Here is an 18175-nt window from a genome sequence, read left to right as displayed (position 1 = left end):
GGTCCTGAAGCCGGATCGCTAAATTATTTAAAAAGATCGAATAATCCGCCGGAACTCCTGCGCCGGGTGGTCCTTCTGCGGCTGGTGAGGCCCAGTACTCCCAGGAGGCCGCGGGTTACCTCGCGGATGACGGTGCGGCCGGCCGTACTGTTTACCACTTTTTCCAGGGTGGAGGGGGTAGCGCGTTCCTTCTTTTCTTCTTTCAGCGCTTCTTCGGCCTGCTGCTGTTCCAGCAGCTCCTGCTCCAGGGCTTCCATCTTTTTTCCGAGGATCTCATAAGCGCTTTCCCGGTCAACCTGTTCCCCGTATTTTTCTACGAGGCGCGATTTCCGCACCAGCGTTTGAATTTCTTCTTCGCTGATCGTATCCATCCTGGATGCCGGAGCGGTAAGGAGGGTATGGACCAGCGGGGTGGGAATACCTTTTTCATTGAGTACTGTTATAAGGGCTTCTCCTATCCCTAATTGAGTGAGCAGCTGGTTGGTCTCGTAAAATTCCGAAACCGGGTAATTTTCCGCGGCGCTTTTGATCGCTTTGCGGTCACGCTCCGTAAAGGCACGGAGCGCATGCTGTATTTTCATCCCCAGTTGCCCAAGAACCTCCGCAGGCACATCGTCGGGGTTTTGCGTGCAGAAAAAAATGCCGATGCCCTTGGAGCGGATCAGCTTGATGATCGTCTCAATCTGGTTGAGCAGTGATTTGGAAGCTTCTTCAAAGATCAGGTGCGCCTCGTCAATAAAGATCACCAGCTCGGGGCGTTCCACATCGCCCTGCTCCGGGAAAGTCTCGTAAATTTCGGCCAGCAGGCAAAGCATAAAAGTGGAAAATAAACGCGGCTTTCCCTGGATATCCGTAAGCCGTAAAATATTTATATAGCCGTAGCCGCGCTCATCCAGCCGCGTCAGGTCTGCCACGTCAAAGGAACGTTCCCCGAAGAACTTATCCGCTCCCTGCTCTTCCAGCGCCACCAGGTTACGCATAATGGCGCCCATGGACGAAGAGCTGATGCGCCCGTATTCTTTCTCCAGTTCCTCCTTGCCTTCGTCGCCCAGGTATTGAAGCGTTTTTCGGAAGTCTTTGATATCCAGCAGGGGAAGCTTCTTATCATCGCAATATTTGAAGACCAGTGAAACCACACCCGACTGGGTTTCGTTCAATTCCAGCATTTTAGCTAAGAGTACAGGCCCGAATTCGGAGATGGTAGCCCTGAGCTGTACTCCCGGTTCATCCGAGATACTCAGCAGTTCCACGGGAAAGGCGTCTGCTTTCCAGGGCGAGCCGATCAGCTGGTGCCGCCCGTCCAGCTTCGGATTGGGTTCGCCCGGCTGGGAAAGGCCGCTTACATCCCCTTTAATGTCCATGATCAGCACAGGAACGCCTTTTTCAGATAATTTTTCGCAAATCCCCTGAAGAGTTTTTGTTTTCCCGGTGCCGGTGGCGCCTGCTACCAGGCCGTGCCGGTTAAAAGTTGACAGCGGTGCTTTTACCTGGCTGTCTTTAACAGCTTTGCCTTCCAGCATGGAAGCGCCCAGCAAAAGGCTATCCCCCTGGAAAGTATAGCCTTTTTCAATGTGTTCGCGGAAAGTTTCAACGTTTGCCATCCTGATCTGAAATAATGATAATTAAATATAGGAAACTTCATGAATACGAGTCAATGTAACATTTATATTTCAATTTAGGAAAACGATTGAACACCCCCAGAAAGGCGGTTTTTGCCTTAAAAAAGGAAGGGCCTGAGGCGGTGAATAATAAAGCCGCATTAGCTTTTCTATAACTTAGTGTGATATTCTTGTTACAGTTTTGTAAGGCTAAACCTAATTAAAAAGCGAATTAATGAAAACCAAACCCAACCCACCCTGTCCCGGACAGGGCCGGAACAAACTCTTGTTCCGATTGCAATCGATTGTTTTATGCTTATTTTGCTGTTTTCAGGCCTACGGCCAGGACCGCATCGAGGTTAACGGGAAAGTAACTTTCCAGAATTCCGGACTACCGGGTGTGAGCGTGACGGTGAAAGGCACCACCCTGGGCACCAGTACCGACATTGAAGGGAATTACCAGCTGGAAGGCGTGGATCCGGACGCCGTACTGGTATTCAGCCTGCTTGGCTTCGGCCAGCAGGAAATTCCCGTGGAGGGAAAGTCCGTAATTAATACGGTCATGGAGGAAGACGTGGCCTCCCTGGACCAGGTGGTGGTGATCGGTTACGGTACCGCAAGGAAAAAGGATCTTACCGGCGCCGTTTCCCAGGTGAGCGCCGAGAAGCTGGAGAACGAAAACCCCAATGCCGTTGCTGATATTCTGCGCGGGAACATTGCCGGGCTGAACGTGGGCTTCAGTACTTCCGCAAAAGGAGGCGCCGGGCTGGAGGTACGGGGCCGGGCTACGCTGAATGCAGGCGGAAGTCCCCTGATCGTACTGGACGGGGTGATCTACCCCGGGCAGCTTGCCGATATCAACCCGAATGATATCGAAACCATCGACGTCCTGAAGGATGCCAGCTCGGCCGCTGTATTCGGGGCCAAAGCGGCCAGCGGGGTGATCCTGATCACTACTAAAAAGGGTCAGGAGGGCAAAACCACGGTAAACTTTAATAGCAATGTGAGCATTGCCACGATGTCGGTAAACGAGCCGGTGTACGGGCCGCATGAATTCATTGCCTGGCGGGAAGATGTGATGAAGAACATCAATGCCGGAGGGTACGACCCTTACGAGTTTTCCGATCCGCGCAACCTTCCCAGCGATATTTCCCTGGACGAATGGATGGCCTATGACGGCTCCAGCGGCGATCCGGTGTCCGTCTGGCTGCGGCGGTTGAATATGCAGCCCGTGGAAATCGAAAATTATAAAGCGGGAAAAAGTGTGAACTGGTACGATATGATGTTCCAGAATGCTTTCCGGCAGGATCATACGATCAGTCTTTCCGGGCGGAAAGAAGGAGTGCAGTACTATATGTCCCTGGGTTACCTGGATAATGAAGGTATTGTGGTGGGGGATGATTTCCAGACGGTGAGAAGCAGGATCAATATAGAAGGAAAGGTCAATGACTTTCTCTCCGTTGGGATGCACACCCAGTTTGCCGACCGTGATGAAAGCCAGGTGCCTGTTAACTGGGGCCTGGCCAGGACGCTTTCTCCCTGGGGATCGGAATTTGATGAAGAGGGCTTTTATAAATACCGCCCCAATGAAGAGAACAGCGGCGGTAACCATCCTTATTATGCTCCCAGCCTTACGGACCGCCGGCAAAAAGAAACGACGCTCAACTCGACGCTTTTCGCCAAAGTGACACTGCCCTTTGGGATCACCTACCGGCTCAACTTTACCCCCCGGTTCGAATTTTATGAACGGTACAATCACGAATCGTCAAAACATGAAGACTGGGGCCGGGACGGAGGCCATGTTTCCCGGCGGCAGCGAAAAGTCTATTACTGGCAGGTGGACAACATTCTGAACTGGAACAAGACCGTTGCAGATGTCCACAACTTTAACGTGACCCTTCTGGCCAACGCTGAGAAATATCAAAGCTGGGATAATACCATGACCAATGAAGGTTTCATTCCGCACGATGACCTGGGTTATCACGGAATTAAATCGGGAACGAACCCGCTTGTTGAAAGTGATGACCAGTACAGTACAGGAGATGCGTTAATGGCCCGGTTAATCTATTCCTTCAGGGACCGGTACCTGATGACCGCTTCGGTTCGCCGCGACGGTTATTCGGCATTCGGCGAAGCAAATCCCCGGGCTACCTTCTTTTCCATCGCCGGCGGCTGGGTATTTTCAGAAGAGCCTTTTTATAACAGCAGCTGGCTGAACTATGGCAAGCTCCGGGTTTCCTGGGGAAGCAACGGTAACAGGGACCTGGGCCCGGGCGGACGTTATGCCGCCCTTTCGAACCTGACTGCCGGGCCCTACCTGCATGTAAACTCCGATGGCGAGGTGTACCAGGTGAACCAGCTGTACGTAGATAAAATGGCTAACCCCAATTTGCAATGGGAGCGGACAACGGCTTTCAATATCGGCCTGGACTTTTCGCTCTTCAACAAGGTGGACGGTACACTGGAACTCTACGAAATGTCCACCACTGATCTGCTGGTGCAGCGGTCCCTTCCCGATATCCTCGGCTTCAACTTCGTTTGGGATAACCTGGGAGAAGTGAAGAACAAGGGGATAGAACTGAGTCTTAGCAGCCTGAATATGAGCAAGGACAACTTTTCCTGGAGGACTTCTTTTAATTTCCAGTTGAACAGGAACGAGATCGCGCATTTATACGGGGATACGGACGAAAACGGGAACGAGCTGGATGACCTGGAAAATGAATGGTTCATCGGTCATGGCATTGACGAAATATGGAACTACCAGGTGGACGGCGTATGGCAGCAGGACGAAGCCGAAGAAGCCGATAAATACGGGGTATCGCCCGGGGACTTCAAGGTCGTGGACCTTAACGGCGACGGACAGTTCACCAGGGAAGATAAGGTATTCCAGGGATTTGAGGAGCCGCGGTTTAAATGGACGATCCGGAACGAGTTCAGCCTTTTCAAAAACCTGGATGTGTCCTTTATGATCTACTCTTACTGGGGGCATAAAACTGCCTTTAACCAGGCAAAGAACAGGGATGGCTTCCTGGACAGGACCAGTTCTTACGTCTTCCCCTACTGGACGCCTGAGAATCCAACTAATGAATGGGCAAGGCTTTATTCAAGCGAGGGCGCTTCCAGCGGCTTTAGCGTGTACCGGGACCGTTCTTTTATTCGCCTGGACAATATCGCCCTGGGATATAATGTGCCGCATCAGTTCCTGGAAAGAGCAAAGGTGGAAAGCCTGAAATTCTTTTTCAATATCCGGAACGTGGGTGTGTGGGCGCCGAACTGGGATTACTGGGATCCGGAATGGGATCCGGAAGTAGGCGCCGGCCCGACGCCCAGAACATACACCTTCGGCATTGATCTTACCCTGTAAACGTGCATATTAAATTGAACTGACATGAAAACGAACTATAAAAAACCAGCTGTTATAGCCGTCGCCTCCCTGGCGCTCCTGCTGGGCGGAACAACAGGCTGCAGCGATGAATGGCTCGACACCAAGGAATTGTCTTTCTATACTCCGGAAAATACATTTAATACCCCGGAAGGACTGATGGCTACGCTTATCGCCTGTGAGCGGAATATGCGCTACGAATGGTACGGGGATGGAAGCCCGATTATCACCGAGAATATATTCTCCGAAATTGCTGTAGAAGGTACTACAGACAAATCCGGGCCGGCGCAGGATCTGAATCTCCAGATTACGCCGGATGCCCAGCTGAACCATACGGATTATAACAGGATAGGCTGGTACTGGTACGAAGGTTTTAAGGGAATAAAGTATGCCAATACGGCTATTTCCAATATTGACCTGCCGGAATGGGAATCGGAAGAGCAGAAAAACGCGGTGCTGGGGGCGGCCTATTTCCACCGGGCTTACCGGTATTACCGGCTCACGCAGCAGTTCGGAGATGTGCCCCTGATCCTTGAGGAGATTACGAAGCCGAAACTTGATTTTTATTCCACCAAGCGGGAAGTGATCCTTCAGCAAATGAAAACAGACCTGGAGTTCGCTGAAGAATGGGTTCCGGCAATCGTGGATAAGGGCGCGGTTTCAAAAGGCGCGGTCAGTCACCTGTTAACAAAGGTAAACCTGGCGCTGGGCCTATTTGACGATGCGATCGCTTCTGCCAGCCGGGTCATAGACGGCGGAACACACGCCCTTATGACGGAACGTTTCGGGGTAGACGCCGGGGATCCCAGCAAAAATATTATCTGGGACCTTCACCGGCCGGCCAATAAATCTCTGGCTATTAATAAGGAAGCGCTGATGCTGGTAATAGACCGGCTGGACATGGATGGGAATATGGACGGCGGTATCCAGATCATGCGCCAGTCAATTCCCTATTGGGGCTCCAATATCAACACGCCTACCGGGAATAAGGGAACCAGCGACAAAGCCGGCGAGCCCATTCCCCAGGTGGAACAATACGGGCGGGGAATCGGCCGTTCGCGCGGCACCTGGTATGCCACGAATATGATCTGGGGCGATCCCAATGACCTGCGTCATGCTCCGGGCAACTGGATGGATATGGAAGACCTTGTTTACAACAACCCCGGCATTGCCCCCGGGACCCAAACCCCGGACCCCTATTATGGGAAGCCGCTGCAGCTCAGGAACGATGCGGGAGCCCTGCTAACCATTGACACCATCCGCTGCTGGTATTCCTGGCCGCATTATAAAGTGTATATTCCTGATCCTGAGCGGGCTCAGCCTGCCGGCGGCCATACGGACTGGTATGTATTCAGGCTGGCGGAGACCTATTTGCTGCGCGCGGAAGCGTATTTCTGGAAAGATCAGCTGGCGCTGGCCGCCGCGGATATCAACGCCGTAAGAACACGCGCCGGGGCCGCTGCCATTACAGCAGCTGATGTGAATATCGCTGCCATTCTGGATGAAAGGGCACGGGAACTCTACTGGGAAGAGCCGCGCAAAACGGAGCTTACCCGTATAGCCTATATTTTTGCCATGACCGGGAAGACAGCCTATAACGGGAAATCTTACAATATGGAAAGTTTTTCCGATAATAATTTCTGGTATGACCGGATCATGGAAAAGACGGAATTCTATAACCAGGGCGTAAAAACCCGTCACGGAGACGAATACACGATGAGTGCGTTCCATGTGCTGTGGCCGATTCCGGCAGACGCCATTAATACCAACACGCAAGGGCAGATCAACCAGAACAAAGGCTATGCAGGTTACGAAAATAATGTACCGCCGCTGACGGAAATACCGCCTGCGGAAGAAGAAGAATAACGCTTTAGGTTTAGGAACAAATTCCGCCTTTCCTTCCGAGGGGGCGGAATTTTGTTTATATTTTCTTTTCATATGAAATTAAGACGCTTTTCGCTTGCTGTGGCATTGCTTGCTACGGCATTGCTCGCCCTGAGCGGCTCGCAAGCACTTTCTCAGGATTCTTCCATGGCCGCAGAAGAACCGGCCGCCGGTAATGAAAGGCCGAACATCGTGATCTTTATCACCGATGATCAGAATCAGTCAGACCTTGGCTGTTATGGCAACGGGGACGTGCAAACCCCTAATATGGACCGCCTCGCCGCGGAGGGAATGCGCTTCACGTCTGCGTACGCGGCTTCTTCCATGTGTACGCCTTCCCGCAGCAGCCTGTTTACCGGCCTTTATCCTTTCCGCAATGGCTGCCAGATGAATCATTTCGCTGTCAGGGCCGGAGTGAAAAGCCTGCCACATTACCTTAAACCGCTGGGGTACCGGGTGGTACTTGCGGGAAAAACGCACGTGACACCCGGGGCGGCCTTCCCCTTTGAGTATATCGGCCAGGAGTTTGGAAGATACGAACCCATTGAAACCCGGAGCGATCCCCGGAAGGAAACCGTGCAATTTATACAGGACCATTTCCGCGGGCAGCCGCAGCAGCCGCTCTGCCTGGTAGTGGCGCCCTGGCTGCCCCATGTACCCTGGGTAAAAAACCGCGATTTTGATCCTGCGAACCTGGCACTGCCGGAATACCTGGCCGATACAAAGAAAACAAGGGCAGCCCTGGCCGCCTATTACCAGAGCATTGGTGAGGCGGACCGAATGCTGGGAGAAATAATGGCGGCGCTTGAAAGTACCGGTGAGCAAAGCAATACGGTTTTCCTGTTTTTCTCTGACCAGGGAACCCAGTTCCCCGGGGCGAAATGGACCGTCTATGACCGGGGCCTGCGGGTTCCGCTCATTGCGCGCTGGCCGGATAAGATAAGGGAAGGAAGTATTTCGGATGCCCTTGTTTCACTTACCGATATTACGCCTACGGTGCTGGAACTAACGGGGGGAAAGCCGGCGAAGGACCTGGACGGTAAGAGCTTTGCGCCGGTATTGCTTGGAAAGAAAGAGGAACACCGGGAGTATATTTTTGCCGAAACCTCCGTAGAACCGCATTACTGGTATAATTATACCCCCGCCCGCACGGTTATTTCCCGCGAAGGCTTCCATTATATTCGCAATTACCACCCTGGCCGCCGCTTCATTACGCATATCGACGAGGTGGAACAGAATATGTATTATTTTGATTCCTGGGTTAAAAAAGCCCGGGAAGACGAGAAAGCGGCTTTTTTACTGCGTCGCTACAGTTACCGCCCTTCCATAGAATTGTATGACCTGGACAAGGACCCGGAAGAATTGCAAAACCTGGCGGAAAATCCTCGTTATGCTACGCGGTTAGCACAGCTGGGCGCTCTTTTAGGCAACGAGCTGGCAAGTCAAGGCGAAACGGAAGAAATGATCAGGGAGGGGCATTTCCCCCGGTTTCAAGCCAATTCCTATGAGTTGCCCCAGGGAGAAGCCGCTTTTCACCTTTCGTTTGACAAAAATCGCTGGAATCCCGATACCCTCTATATTTCCGGCTACTTACAAGGGGATGAACGTGGGAAGGATGCAGGCTCTGCTGGATCAGGCCGGCCAGCGGCAAGCCAGCCGGAAGCTAACTCGCGGAATCCCGGCGGGCGGCAAGCAGGCCCCGCGAAATCAGGCGGGAATGCAAGAAGTCACGCTCCTGGTGGCGTGATCTGCCGTTATTTCAGGCAGTTTACCCTCCTGGCCGAGAATGGAAAGCTCGCTCTGGCCTTTGACGGCGGGAAAACTTTTTACAGCCGGCCCCTGAAGCAAATTTCGGGGCATTTTGTCTTACGCCTGGGCCCGGATGGGGAATTTGCACTTACTTTTAACGGGAATAAGATCCTGGAAGGAGGCACCGGCGCTGCTCATACCGTTATCAACGGGGGTTACGTCTCCTGCGGTTTCCTGCGTGACGCACCGGTGGCCGATCCCTTCCAGGGGCAGATCCATGATCTGCGTTTTACCATGAACCGCCTTTAGCCGGGCTTTGAGATGGCGTCCCTCACACGTTGCATCAAAGTTTCGCCATTCCCGTCAGCCCGGCCTGCATGGCAGCATATAAGGCGGCATTTCCGTCAGCTCCATCCGGCCCGATTTCGATCACGCCATTGGCGTTCCCATCTACGGCCAGGGACAAGTCAATTTCGTTCATTACCTTATTAACATAAAAGGTGACGTAAATCGCTCCCTGTTCTTTAACATCTATTCCTTCTCCTTCAAAATCGATTTCCACATCCTTCTCTTCATCTGTCCAGCATACAAAAGGCAATCCGTTATGTTGTCCCTTTACCAGAATGGATTTCCCATACATTTCATCTGAGGTCTCTACGGACAGATTTTTATGATAGCTGAATTCAGCTTCGCTGTACAGGCCGTTCTGCAATTTACCTTCAGCTATTACCTCTGACTGGGCCTGGCCTTCAGACACCAGGGTAACCACCCGCGGTTCCTTCAGTTCAATTTCCAATTCGGAGAGCAGGTTCAATGCGGCCGACAGGTTCAGCACTTCCAGTTCAAATTCTTTTATAGAAATTTTTGCATCGGTAATGACGGTCCCTTCTGCAGCGGCCTCGGTACTGCGGGTGGCGGCACTTTCGGGTTCGGAAGCTTCGTCAGTCCTTGCTACTACCGTGACATCGCTTTGCGCCTGGGCATTGTCGTTCTGAATATCTTCCTCACATCCCATCATGAATAGGGAAGCACTGATTACTGGCAGAAAGAAAATCGCGTACTTTTTCATTATAATCCTTTTTGGTTCTTTGTTATACCCTGTCAGACGTAGGTGCCCGCGAAAGGTTGGAAAGGCAGCAAAAATATTCCGGAATTTTTAATACAACCTGTAACTGACCCCGAGGTAAAGGCCTGCCGCGGCATTATGCGTCCGGAGGAAGTTTCCGGGGATCAGCTGGTTGCCCTTGAAAATATTGGGCAGGCCGTAATTAAGCCTGATGCCCGGCTGCAGCAGCAAGCGGTTATTCACCGGCAGGTTAAACTGGTACCCGGTCATGATGCCGTAGTCGATATCGCGGTAAAACCGGCCCACCCCGCGCGCCTCCCCGGCGACCTTCTCGCGCCCTCTTTTAAGATAGGACGTATATGCGCCAAGCAGTACATCGCCTTTTCCGGAGAATACAGGAAGCTGGTAGTAAAGCTGAAGTTTATAGTAATCAAGTTCTATGCTGCGGCTTTGATACCGGGCTTCAATGTATTGCCGGTAATCCTGGCCGGTGCTGGAACTCAGGTACAATTCGGCGTTTACCTTGTGCTTTCCCTTTAGCAGGAACCCTGCGTTGAGCCCGGTGCTGGTACTATAGGTAATTGTGGTAGCATTGAGGGTAGATGCCTGCAAGCCATTAAAGGTTTCGTGGTTTAGCATCCAGGTATTGTTATAGGCTGAAACTACTCCAAGCCGCTGCAGCTGGATGAAAGGGGACTGCTTTCCGCTGCCCGCTGCCGGTTGGTCCGGGGGCCGGATGCCCGCCATAAGTTCCCCCGGTACTTTCAATCCATCAATTTCCGTCGCCGTTATCCTCGTCGAATCTGCTCCTGCAGCCCCCGGTATTCCGCCAGGTAGTGAAGGAAGTAGCGGTACCGCCGTCCATCGCTCTTGTTCAGGCGAAAGACGCAGGCCGTTTTGCTCCACAGGAGAAACAGCCAGACTCCCGCGTTCCGGCAGTTCGTCTTCCCCGTGATCAGCCGATATCCGGTTTCCCGGCGCCGCCTTTTCCCTGTAAGCATCTCCCTGAGCCCCGCCGCTGGCAAGTTCGTTGTCGGCGGGAGATCCATTTTGCGGAGCCTTAGCGGCGGAAAGGCCGCCGTTCGCGGGAGATTCATTTCCGGCTGGCGCATCTCCGGATGACGCATTTCCGCCGGGTCCGTTTTCCGGCGGCAGCGCTGCGGAAGGAAGGCTTTGGGTTGCAAGCGGCGTTTCCCCTTTGCGCTGGGGAGGAAAGAGGTACCAATAGGCTGCCAGTGCGGAAACCAGCAGCGCGAGGACGGCGGCGGCCCGGGGGAGCCATCGCCAGGGGGAAAGCCGGGGTGTGCGGTCCAGCTCTTCGCTCAGATTATTCCATACTTCATCCAGGTCCAGCTCGTCGGCTATTTCCGTCCATACCTCTTCCGGCACGTCTTCGTCAAGCCTGCTGAACCAGCTGCGGTACGCTTCCTTTATCCAATCCTTCTTCACTGTTCTTCCTCCTCTTTTAGCCATCGCCTTAACAAGGCCCTTGCACGGTTATACTGTGATTTTGATGTGCCTTCCGATATTTTAAGCCGGCCGGCAATTTCCTTATGGCTTAATTCATCCAGCGCATACAGGTTAAAAACCGCTCTGGCTCCGGGAGGCAGTTCGCCGATCAGGCGCAAGACCTTCCCGGTGCTGTATGGAAAAGCCGGAACGTCGGCTGTATCTTCCGGTTCGGCTACCTGTTCTTCTATAGTAATGAATGACCATTTTTTTGACTTCCGGAGATGGTCCAGGGCGGTATTTACGACAATGCGCCGCAGCCAGCCTTCGAAAGAATTCGCGGTCGCAAAGGTGTCCAGTTTCCTGAAGGCCTTGATGAACGCTTCCTGCAAAATATCTTTAGCCTGGTCCCTGTCAGCACAATAGGAAAGGCAAACATGGAACATAGTTTTGGCGTATTTCCTGTAAAGTTGTTCCTGCGCCTTTCTTGAATTGCTCAGGCAGGCTGCTATTAGTTCCCGGTCCGATATATTGCCGCCCCCGACCTTATTCATTTACTACCAGCGTTGTAAATTGTTCAATCCGGTTATATAACATATTGAATAATCCCGGGTTGAGTTTCTTATGGATCAGCACATACGTTTTGCCGTTTGCTGTTCCCTTAGGCGATTTTTCCACCAGCTGGGCGGGTACGATGGAAAACCATTTTTCAATATCGAAATAAAGGGCAGCCCTGTTGTCTTTGCCCTTTTCAAGGACAATTTCCCGGGAACCGCTTGTATTCGTCGCCGTTAGGTTCAGCACGAAAGGGTTATTGATTACCAGGAGCAGTTCAAATTCTTCCTGCCCGTGCTTATAGGTTCCCGAATAAAGGAAACCAGGCTCGCCTTCCCGGTAGTCCAGAATGAGTTCTCCCAGCGCTGCTTCAGCGATAGGGGACAGAACGCCCCCCTGGAGATCTTCCAGCAGGTCCCCGAGTTCCTCTTCGAACTCTTCTTCTTTTTCTTCGTCCGGTTCAAAGGACAGGTTGATGGTCAGCCGGTTATAAATGCCTTGGGGAAGATCGAAATGAAGGACCGGATGCTGGCCCAAGGTCAATGCCCCGGCCTTAAGATCACGTTCAAAAAACACATCATCGCCGGCAGAGCGGATCCCTTCTATTTCGATTTTTTCAGGATGCATGGTAATATCGCCGAACCCCAGCCTCCCTTCCATGACCGGCGTTCCGGTGGCCGAAAACTCCAGCTCAAATGGGGCAGGTTCGGTAAATTCCTGCTTCTCGCATCCCGGCAGCAGCAGGATCAGCAGCAGGCAGGACCTAGCAAATAATTTTACCATGCTTAAAGGTCTGAAAAAAATGCCTTATTCAGTGAATGTTATCGTACCAATATCGGTTAGCTTCCCTTCTTCTACGATAACTCCCGCTGTATCATAAGGCAGGAAGCCGCTCAGGGTATCCGGCAGAAAACGAAGCTGGTAAGATCCGGGGTTAAGGGACCGGAAAAGAAAACCGCCGTCTTCACTCGTATAGGTACTAACGGTATCCCCGTCCGCAATGGCCAGCACAGCCGTTTGTACCGTATCAGGCCAGACATCGCCGGCAAGGTTTCCTCCCTGCGCATCCAAAAAAGTACGGATAACGGGCTTCAGGATATATTTTCCGCTGTTTCCTGCTTTTACAATCGACTTGGCCACATCAAAATCAAGCACCAGGCCGTAAACAATACCGGGGTTTACATCCGCGTTAATTTTTAATTTCAATCCGGATTGCTGAGCGCTGGGCGTGGTGAGAGCAATGTCTTCCCCGTTCACCGTGATCCAGTTGTCTTCTCCCAGCACCAGTCGCAGCTGATGTATGGTTCCTGAAGGAATTACGGCATCAACCAACATTGTGTCCCGGCCATCAACGAGTTCCAGCAGGTTGTATACCCCTCTTTGTACTCCGGGAAGGCTTTCCCAGCCTCCTTCGCCAGCGGTGTCCGCGTCCCGTTTAATAAGGACGTCTTCCACGTCGATCCAAACCGCTTCATAGTCGCCGGGAGCATCCGTCAGGCGTACCTGGAAACCGGATTGCCCTCCGCGGACTTCGTCTTCACTTGAGCAAGCAGCGATGATCCCTGCCGTCAGCAGCAGGCCGCCTGCCGCCCAAACTTTCAAATTGTTCATTTTCGTCATTATACCGGGTTTTAATTATTGCCCAGTATAGACGTGAACAACCCTGAAAGGTTGGAACAATACGATGAAACTTATTCAGGCATCCACTCAAAACCTGAGAGGGCAAGCTGTACGACCTCGCCCTGGTTGTTCTGAATGCTCACGCGAAGGTTTTCGATCATTCCGCTCTCTTTAATGGTCAATACCGTGGACTGGGGCTTCATGGGAGTTTCACCGCGTCCAATGACGCCTTCGGCTATTGTTCCCGCATTGCCTGCTTCCAGTCTGATGGTCCAGCCCTCCTTATTTTCTCCAAGTACGGCATAATGGATCCGCACTTTAGCTACCCCGGTAAGATCCACCTTCTCATAAGCCAGGGAGCCTGTATTGCCCCCGACGAGGGCAAAGGATTTACCTTCATGTTCCCCTTTGGTTAGCCCTTCAAGCGTAGCTGCATCGGGAGCCGGCAGGAAGGGGCTTCTCAGGTAAACCGTAGAATTGCCGGTAAGGGCAAGGGAACCTGAGGCGCTCTTATCCGTATAGGAAGCAAAGAGGGCGACCATTCCCTGGTCCGTTAACTTGAATTCGTTGGAAGGAACGAAGGAGCCCTGCGCCGGAAGGGAAGCAGGTCCGGTTTTTTCACCGGAAAGGCTCTTGATCCAGGTAGCGATCGTTTTTGCATCCTTGCTGGCGAGTGTGGGGTGGGCCGGCATGGACACTTCTCCCCAAACGCCGCTTCCGCCGCTGATGATCTTTCCCGCCAGGTAATCTACCGCGTTATCCTGGCCCTTGTATTTTTGGGATACCTGCATAAATGAAGGGCCCACCGATACTTCGTCCGTTTTGTGACAGGCTGCACAATCCAGGTTGGACATTACCGCCTGCGCTTCCAGGGCAGGATTAGCAAATTGCTGATGGCCCAGGGTGGTCGCTGCTTTGTCGGGGCTGGTCAGGTAGTCTTTCTGTACCAGCACCTGTCCGGCGTCAATGGATTTCTCTCCGAGGCTTCCGTCTTCCGCGTCGGTAACGCTTACCGAGTACCGAACGGGCTTATTTTTGAAGTAATACTGGCTGTTGCCTTCAAAACGGATGCTTACTTCCGGGCGGTTATTCCCCGCCACTACCGTATAAGGCTGGCTGGCGGCTGTTTCTCCCTTCCCGTCGCTGATCTTCACTGAAAGGCTGTATTGCCCGGGTTCCTTCAGCTCTGTCGTCCATTCGGGCTCGCTGGTGGTAGTGACTTCTTTTTCATTGATTATCCAGGTGTATTGGAGGGCGTCTCCGTCCGGATCGGAGGATTCCCCGGCATCCAGGCTTACCGTAAGCGGTGTTTGCCCGCTGGTATTCTCAATGCTCAATTCCGCAACCGGCGGCCGGTTGCCGCCATTATACTCAATGACCGACAGGCTGGAATTCTCATTCTGGGTGAACCATCCGGTCCCGTATTCCACGAAATAGATCCTTCCGTCAGGCCCTATTTCCATATCATTGATGCTGAAGAACTTCGTGCCTTCCATAAAAGGCTCTATGCGCATCAGGTCGCCTTGCTCATCCATGGTGACCACCATGATCCAGTTCCGGATCCATTCGTAAATGAACAGCTTGCCTTTATAGTATTCCGGTAAACGGGTGGCTTCCGGATAGGATTCGGGATAATAAACCGGGCCCGCCATCGCCGTCCGCCCGCCGGATCCCACGATAGGAAAGTGCTTTGACTCATCATAAGGGTACCAGATAAAAGCGGGCTGGGCGGGAGGAAGCTCTTTGAGTCCCGTATTGTTCCTTGAATTATTTACGGGGTGTTCCGGGTTAAACTGGAACTGGGACTCTCCCGTGCTGTAATCGTACTGCCAGTAGGCCTGGTTATCGGCAATGAAGTATGGCCAGCCGAAGTTCCCGGCGGCACGCGCCTGGTTCACTTCATCATAGCCCCTGGGGCCGCGGGTTGCCAGGCTGTCTCCCCTTGCATCCGGCCCTACTTCGCCCCAGTATAAAAACCCGGTTTTCTGGTCTACTGATATGCGGTAAGGATTACGGTTCCCCATTACATAAATTTCCGGCCGCGCTTTTTCATTTCCCGGCTCAAATAAGTTGCCTTCGGGAATGGTATAGCTGCCGTCTTCCTGCACTTTTATGCGCAGGACCTTACCACGGAGGTCATTGCTGTTGCCGGGGGCTCGGCGGCCGTCATATTGTTCCAGGCCGGGCCGGTCGTCCAGGGGGGCGAATCCATGCGAATTATAGGGCGGCTTTTTCCCGTCCACTGCCGGCTCGTCAAAAGGAGTACTGTTATCGCCTGTTGACAGATAAAGGTTCCCCTGTGCATCAAAGGCAATGGAACCACCGGTATGGCAGCAGATATCCCTGGTGGTAGCCACGTCAAGGATCACTTGCTCGGATTCCATATCCCATTTGCCGTCCTGGAATTTAAAGCGGGAAAGGCGGTCCACTGAAGGGCCTTCCAGAGGCGAATAATAGGCGTATACCCAATGATTGTTTTCGTAATCCGGGTCGGCCTGGATGCCCATGAAGCCCATTTCCACGTTCACATTCGGAACATCCGTATGATGGTAAACCTCCAGCCGCGCTATTTCCTTCAGCGTTTTCGACTGGGCGTCGTAGTATTTCAAACCGCCTTTTCGCTCGGCGATTAAAATGTTATTGTCTGGTAAAATGGTTAGTTCGGTTGGTTCGTCCAGGCCCCGGCCAAGCACTACTTTGCTGAAACGGTCCTCGTCGGGGGGCAGGAGCGTTCTGGCCCTGGAATAATCCAGCTCCCGGTTGTCGCCGATGGCGTATTGGATACCGGAATATAAGAGTTTCTGTATGGCGGGAAGGGCATAGGATTCTTCCCTGTGGCCCATTCCCATGAAAAAGGCCCTGCCGCCGTCGTATTCATGGTACCATACCATAGGATGATTTTCCCCGTTGGAACCTCCTTCATAGCTGGCCTCGTCAATGTTCACCAGGACATTCACATGGGAAGGCACTTCCCTGAAATTATACCATTCGTCGCTGTGTTTCCATTCCTGCGGAAGGCTGTCCAGCTCCGGGAAATCAGGGGTGGCATGCCTTACCAGCCGTGCGTCCTGTATTTGCGGGTGAGACAGGAAATAAGCGCCTACCAGTTTGCCGTACCATTTCCAGTCGTATTCCGTATCCGTTGCAGAATGGACACCGAAAAAACCGCCGCCTGCCTGGATATAGCGCTCAAAGGATGCTTCCTGGGAAGCGTCCAGGATATCGCCCGTGGTATTGAGGAAAATAATTGCGGAATATTTTTTAAGGCTGTCGTCATTGAACACTGCGGAGTTTTCAGTAGTATCAACGGTGAATCCTTTTTCTTCTCCCATTTTCATGATGGCTTTAGCACCCGTTTCTATACTGCTGTGCCGAAAGCCGGCAGTCTTGGAAAATACTAAAATGCGAGGTTCTCCATCTCTCTTTTGCTGCCCGCATCCGGCGAATGCAATAGCGGCAATAACGATACAGACGACGCTGTACCTGTTCATTCTGCAAAGTGATTTCATTTAGTCAAAATTTCTATCCTGCTAATATGATAAAAATAGCGTTATATACAATAATGGTTTTGCTGCTGCCGCTTTTATTTGCCGAAAACTTTGTCGGCGAAATCCATGTAATTGGACCAGTCGTACAGCAGGATGTCATGCTTCCCCTTCCGCAGGTGATAGCCCATGCTTTCCGTACTAACCGGTTTTTCAAGGCCGGGAGGTTCCGGAGCTTTAAGAGGTTCCAGGCCGTAGAGTTCATACACCGGCCCGGCATGAACGAGGGAAAGGTATTCGCCTTTCGGGTCGGCCCACTGGTCATCGGATGCGCTGGCCACGTAGACGGGGCGGGGAGCAATCAGGGCTATTAACTGGTGGTAGTCTACCGGGAGTTCGTTTTCTTTGTTGTTGTATTGTTTGTAATTATCGCTGAACCAGTGTGGGAAACGGGTATTGATGTCCTTAATGGTTTCGCCGTATTTTCTCCGGGTGATGGCAGCGCCGCCTTCACCTGAGTCGTTGGAGATCACGATGGCAAAGCGCGGATCCTGCGCGCCGGCCCACAGGGAAGCTTTTCCCAGCCTGGAATGGCCAAGCACGGCTACCTGGTCCGGGTTTACACCGGGATCCTGTACCAGGTAATCAAGGGCGCGGCTCAGGCCCCATGCCCATGCGCCTACAGCGCCCCACTCGCCGGGACCCGGCTTTTCCTGCCCTGGCTTAAAGAAAAGGCTGTGTACTCCTTCGCGAAAACTATCCGGACGGTCGGGCTGAATGTCACCGTAATAGATGGTGGCAACCCCATAGCCCCGGGAAAGTATCTCTTCCACCGGCCAGCGCCGCACGCGCAGGCCCCGGCTTTCTTCTGTGGCATAGCCATCCTTATAGCCGGGATTATTGCCATTGTTAGTTTGCCGGGTGGAAATTAAGATGCCCGGATCGGTATGAATGGTCTGGTTTCCTGTGAAATTTAATCCCAGGAATACAGGCGCCGGTTTTTTTGCATTACTGGGAAGGTATAGCAGGAGGTCCATGTGCCTGGAGCTGTCCCTCCCGAAAAAAATACGTACCTGTTTACGCGTGGCTGTCCCGTCCAGCGCCCGCTCTTCCATGGACTGCAGCTGGAATATCACAGGAATTTTTCCTGCCGGCGTTTTTCCATGGACCTGTTCGCTGAAAAGGGCCAGGATCTCGGGCCGGCGTTTGTTTTCCCATTGTTTTACGTTTTTTACGGCTTTGCCGTTTTCGCTTTCGAGGAGCGCTGGTAAATGATATGAAGGAACCTTGCTTTCATCGTAAAGAGGCTCCTGCCCGTAAAGGTTGCCGGAGATGGTTGTCATGGTGATTAAGAGGAGGTTCAGGGTTTTCATATTCTGGCTGGGTT

General features: G+C 52.6%; 11 protein-coding genes. 3 read left to right on the top strand and 8 right to left on the bottom strand.

The genetic code is table 11. The features are described 5' to 3' along the window. Positions 1 to 23 precede the first annotated feature (23 nt). Positions 24 to 1601 carry a helicase HerA-like domain-containing protein gene (locus tag FRZ59_RS03235; RefSeq protein WP_132127314.1) on the bottom strand — a complete coding sequence of 526 codons (1578 nt, stop codon included), beginning with the start codon at positions 1599 to 1601 and terminating at the stop codon, positions 24 to 26. 232 nt (positions 1602 to 1833) lie between these two features. On the opposite strand from FRZ59_RS03235, the gene FRZ59_RS03230 reads away from it, so the two are divergent. The 3 genes from FRZ59_RS03230 to FRZ59_RS03220 all read left to right on the top strand — a co-directional run bounded on the left by FRZ59_RS03230 (position 1834) and on the right by FRZ59_RS03220 (position 8922). Continuing rightward, the gene (locus FRZ59_RS03230; RefSeq protein ID WP_132127315.1) at positions 1834 to 4962 is read left to right on the top strand and encodes a SusC/RagA family TonB-linked outer membrane protein; all 3129 of its coding nucleotides are present in this window, start codon (positions 1834 to 1836) and stop codon (positions 4960 to 4962) included. A 24-nt stretch (positions 4963 to 4986) separates the two neighbouring features. Then, the gene (locus tag FRZ59_RS03225; protein WP_132127316.1) at positions 4987 to 6846 is read left to right on the top strand and encodes a RagB/SusD family nutrient uptake outer membrane protein; all 1860 of its coding nucleotides are present in this window, start codon (positions 4987 to 4989) and stop codon (positions 6844 to 6846) included. A gap of 72 nt (positions 6847 to 6918) precedes the next feature. Next, positions 6919 to 8922 carry a sulfatase family protein gene (locus tag FRZ59_RS03220; RefSeq protein ID WP_207910178.1) on the top strand — a complete coding sequence of 668 codons (2004 nt, stop codon included), beginning with the start codon at positions 6919 to 6921 and terminating at the stop codon, positions 8920 to 8922. A 34-nt stretch (positions 8923 to 8956) separates the two neighbouring features. Here the strand turns inward: FRZ59_RS03220 and FRZ59_RS03215 are convergent, their stop codons facing one another. The 7 genes from FRZ59_RS03215 to FRZ59_RS03185 form a co-directional block, all read right to left on the bottom strand. After that, positions 8957 to 9682, bottom strand: coding sequence for a hypothetical protein (locus FRZ59_RS03215; protein WP_132127317.1), 726 nt, complete (start codon positions 9680 to 9682; stop codon positions 8957 to 8959). 87 nt (positions 9683 to 9769) lie between these two features. After that, the gene (locus FRZ59_RS03210; RefSeq protein WP_132127318.1) at positions 9770 to 11128 is read right to left on the bottom strand and encodes a hypothetical protein; all 1359 of its coding nucleotides are present in this window, start codon (positions 11126 to 11128) and stop codon (positions 9770 to 9772) included. Then, the gene (locus FRZ59_RS03205; RefSeq protein ID WP_207910179.1) at positions 11125 to 11682 is read right to left on the bottom strand and encodes an RNA polymerase sigma factor; all 558 of its coding nucleotides are present in this window, start codon (positions 11680 to 11682) and stop codon (positions 11125 to 11127) included. Before FRZ59_RS03205 ends, FRZ59_RS03210 begins: the two co-directional genes overlap by 4 nt. After that, positions 11675 to 12466 carry a hypothetical protein gene (locus FRZ59_RS03200; RefSeq protein WP_132127319.1) on the bottom strand — a complete coding sequence of 264 codons (792 nt, stop codon included), beginning with the start codon at positions 12464 to 12466 and terminating at the stop codon, positions 11675 to 11677. The genes FRZ59_RS03205 and FRZ59_RS03200 overlap by 8 nt, the downstream gene beginning before the upstream one ends. A gap of 24 nt (positions 12467 to 12490) precedes the next feature. Next, a complete protein-coding gene (locus FRZ59_RS03195; RefSeq protein WP_132127320.1) occupies positions 12491 to 13294 on the bottom strand; it encodes a DUF4382 domain-containing protein in 804 nt (267 codons plus the stop codon). An 80-nt stretch (positions 13295 to 13374) separates the two neighbouring features. Next, positions 13375 to 16794 (bottom strand): ThuA domain-containing protein, encoded by a 3420-nt coding sequence (locus tag FRZ59_RS03190; protein ID WP_158640512.1) that lies wholly within the window; start codon positions 16792 to 16794, stop codon positions 13375 to 13377. Positions 16795 to 16886: 92 nt separating this feature from the next. Beyond that, positions 16887 to 18161 (bottom strand): glucuronyl esterase domain-containing protein, encoded by a 1275-nt coding sequence (locus FRZ59_RS03185; protein ID WP_132127322.1) that lies wholly within the window; start codon positions 18159 to 18161, stop codon positions 16887 to 16889. Positions 18162 to 18175 lie beyond the last annotated feature (14 nt).

It is taken from the genome of Anseongella ginsenosidimutans (assembly GCF_008033235.1).
In the GTDB taxonomy this organism is placed as follows: domain Bacteria; phylum Bacteroidota; class Bacteroidia; order Sphingobacteriales; family Sphingobacteriaceae; genus Anseongella; species Anseongella ginsenosidimutans.
This window is presented reverse-complemented; position numbering and strand designations above follow the sequence as displayed.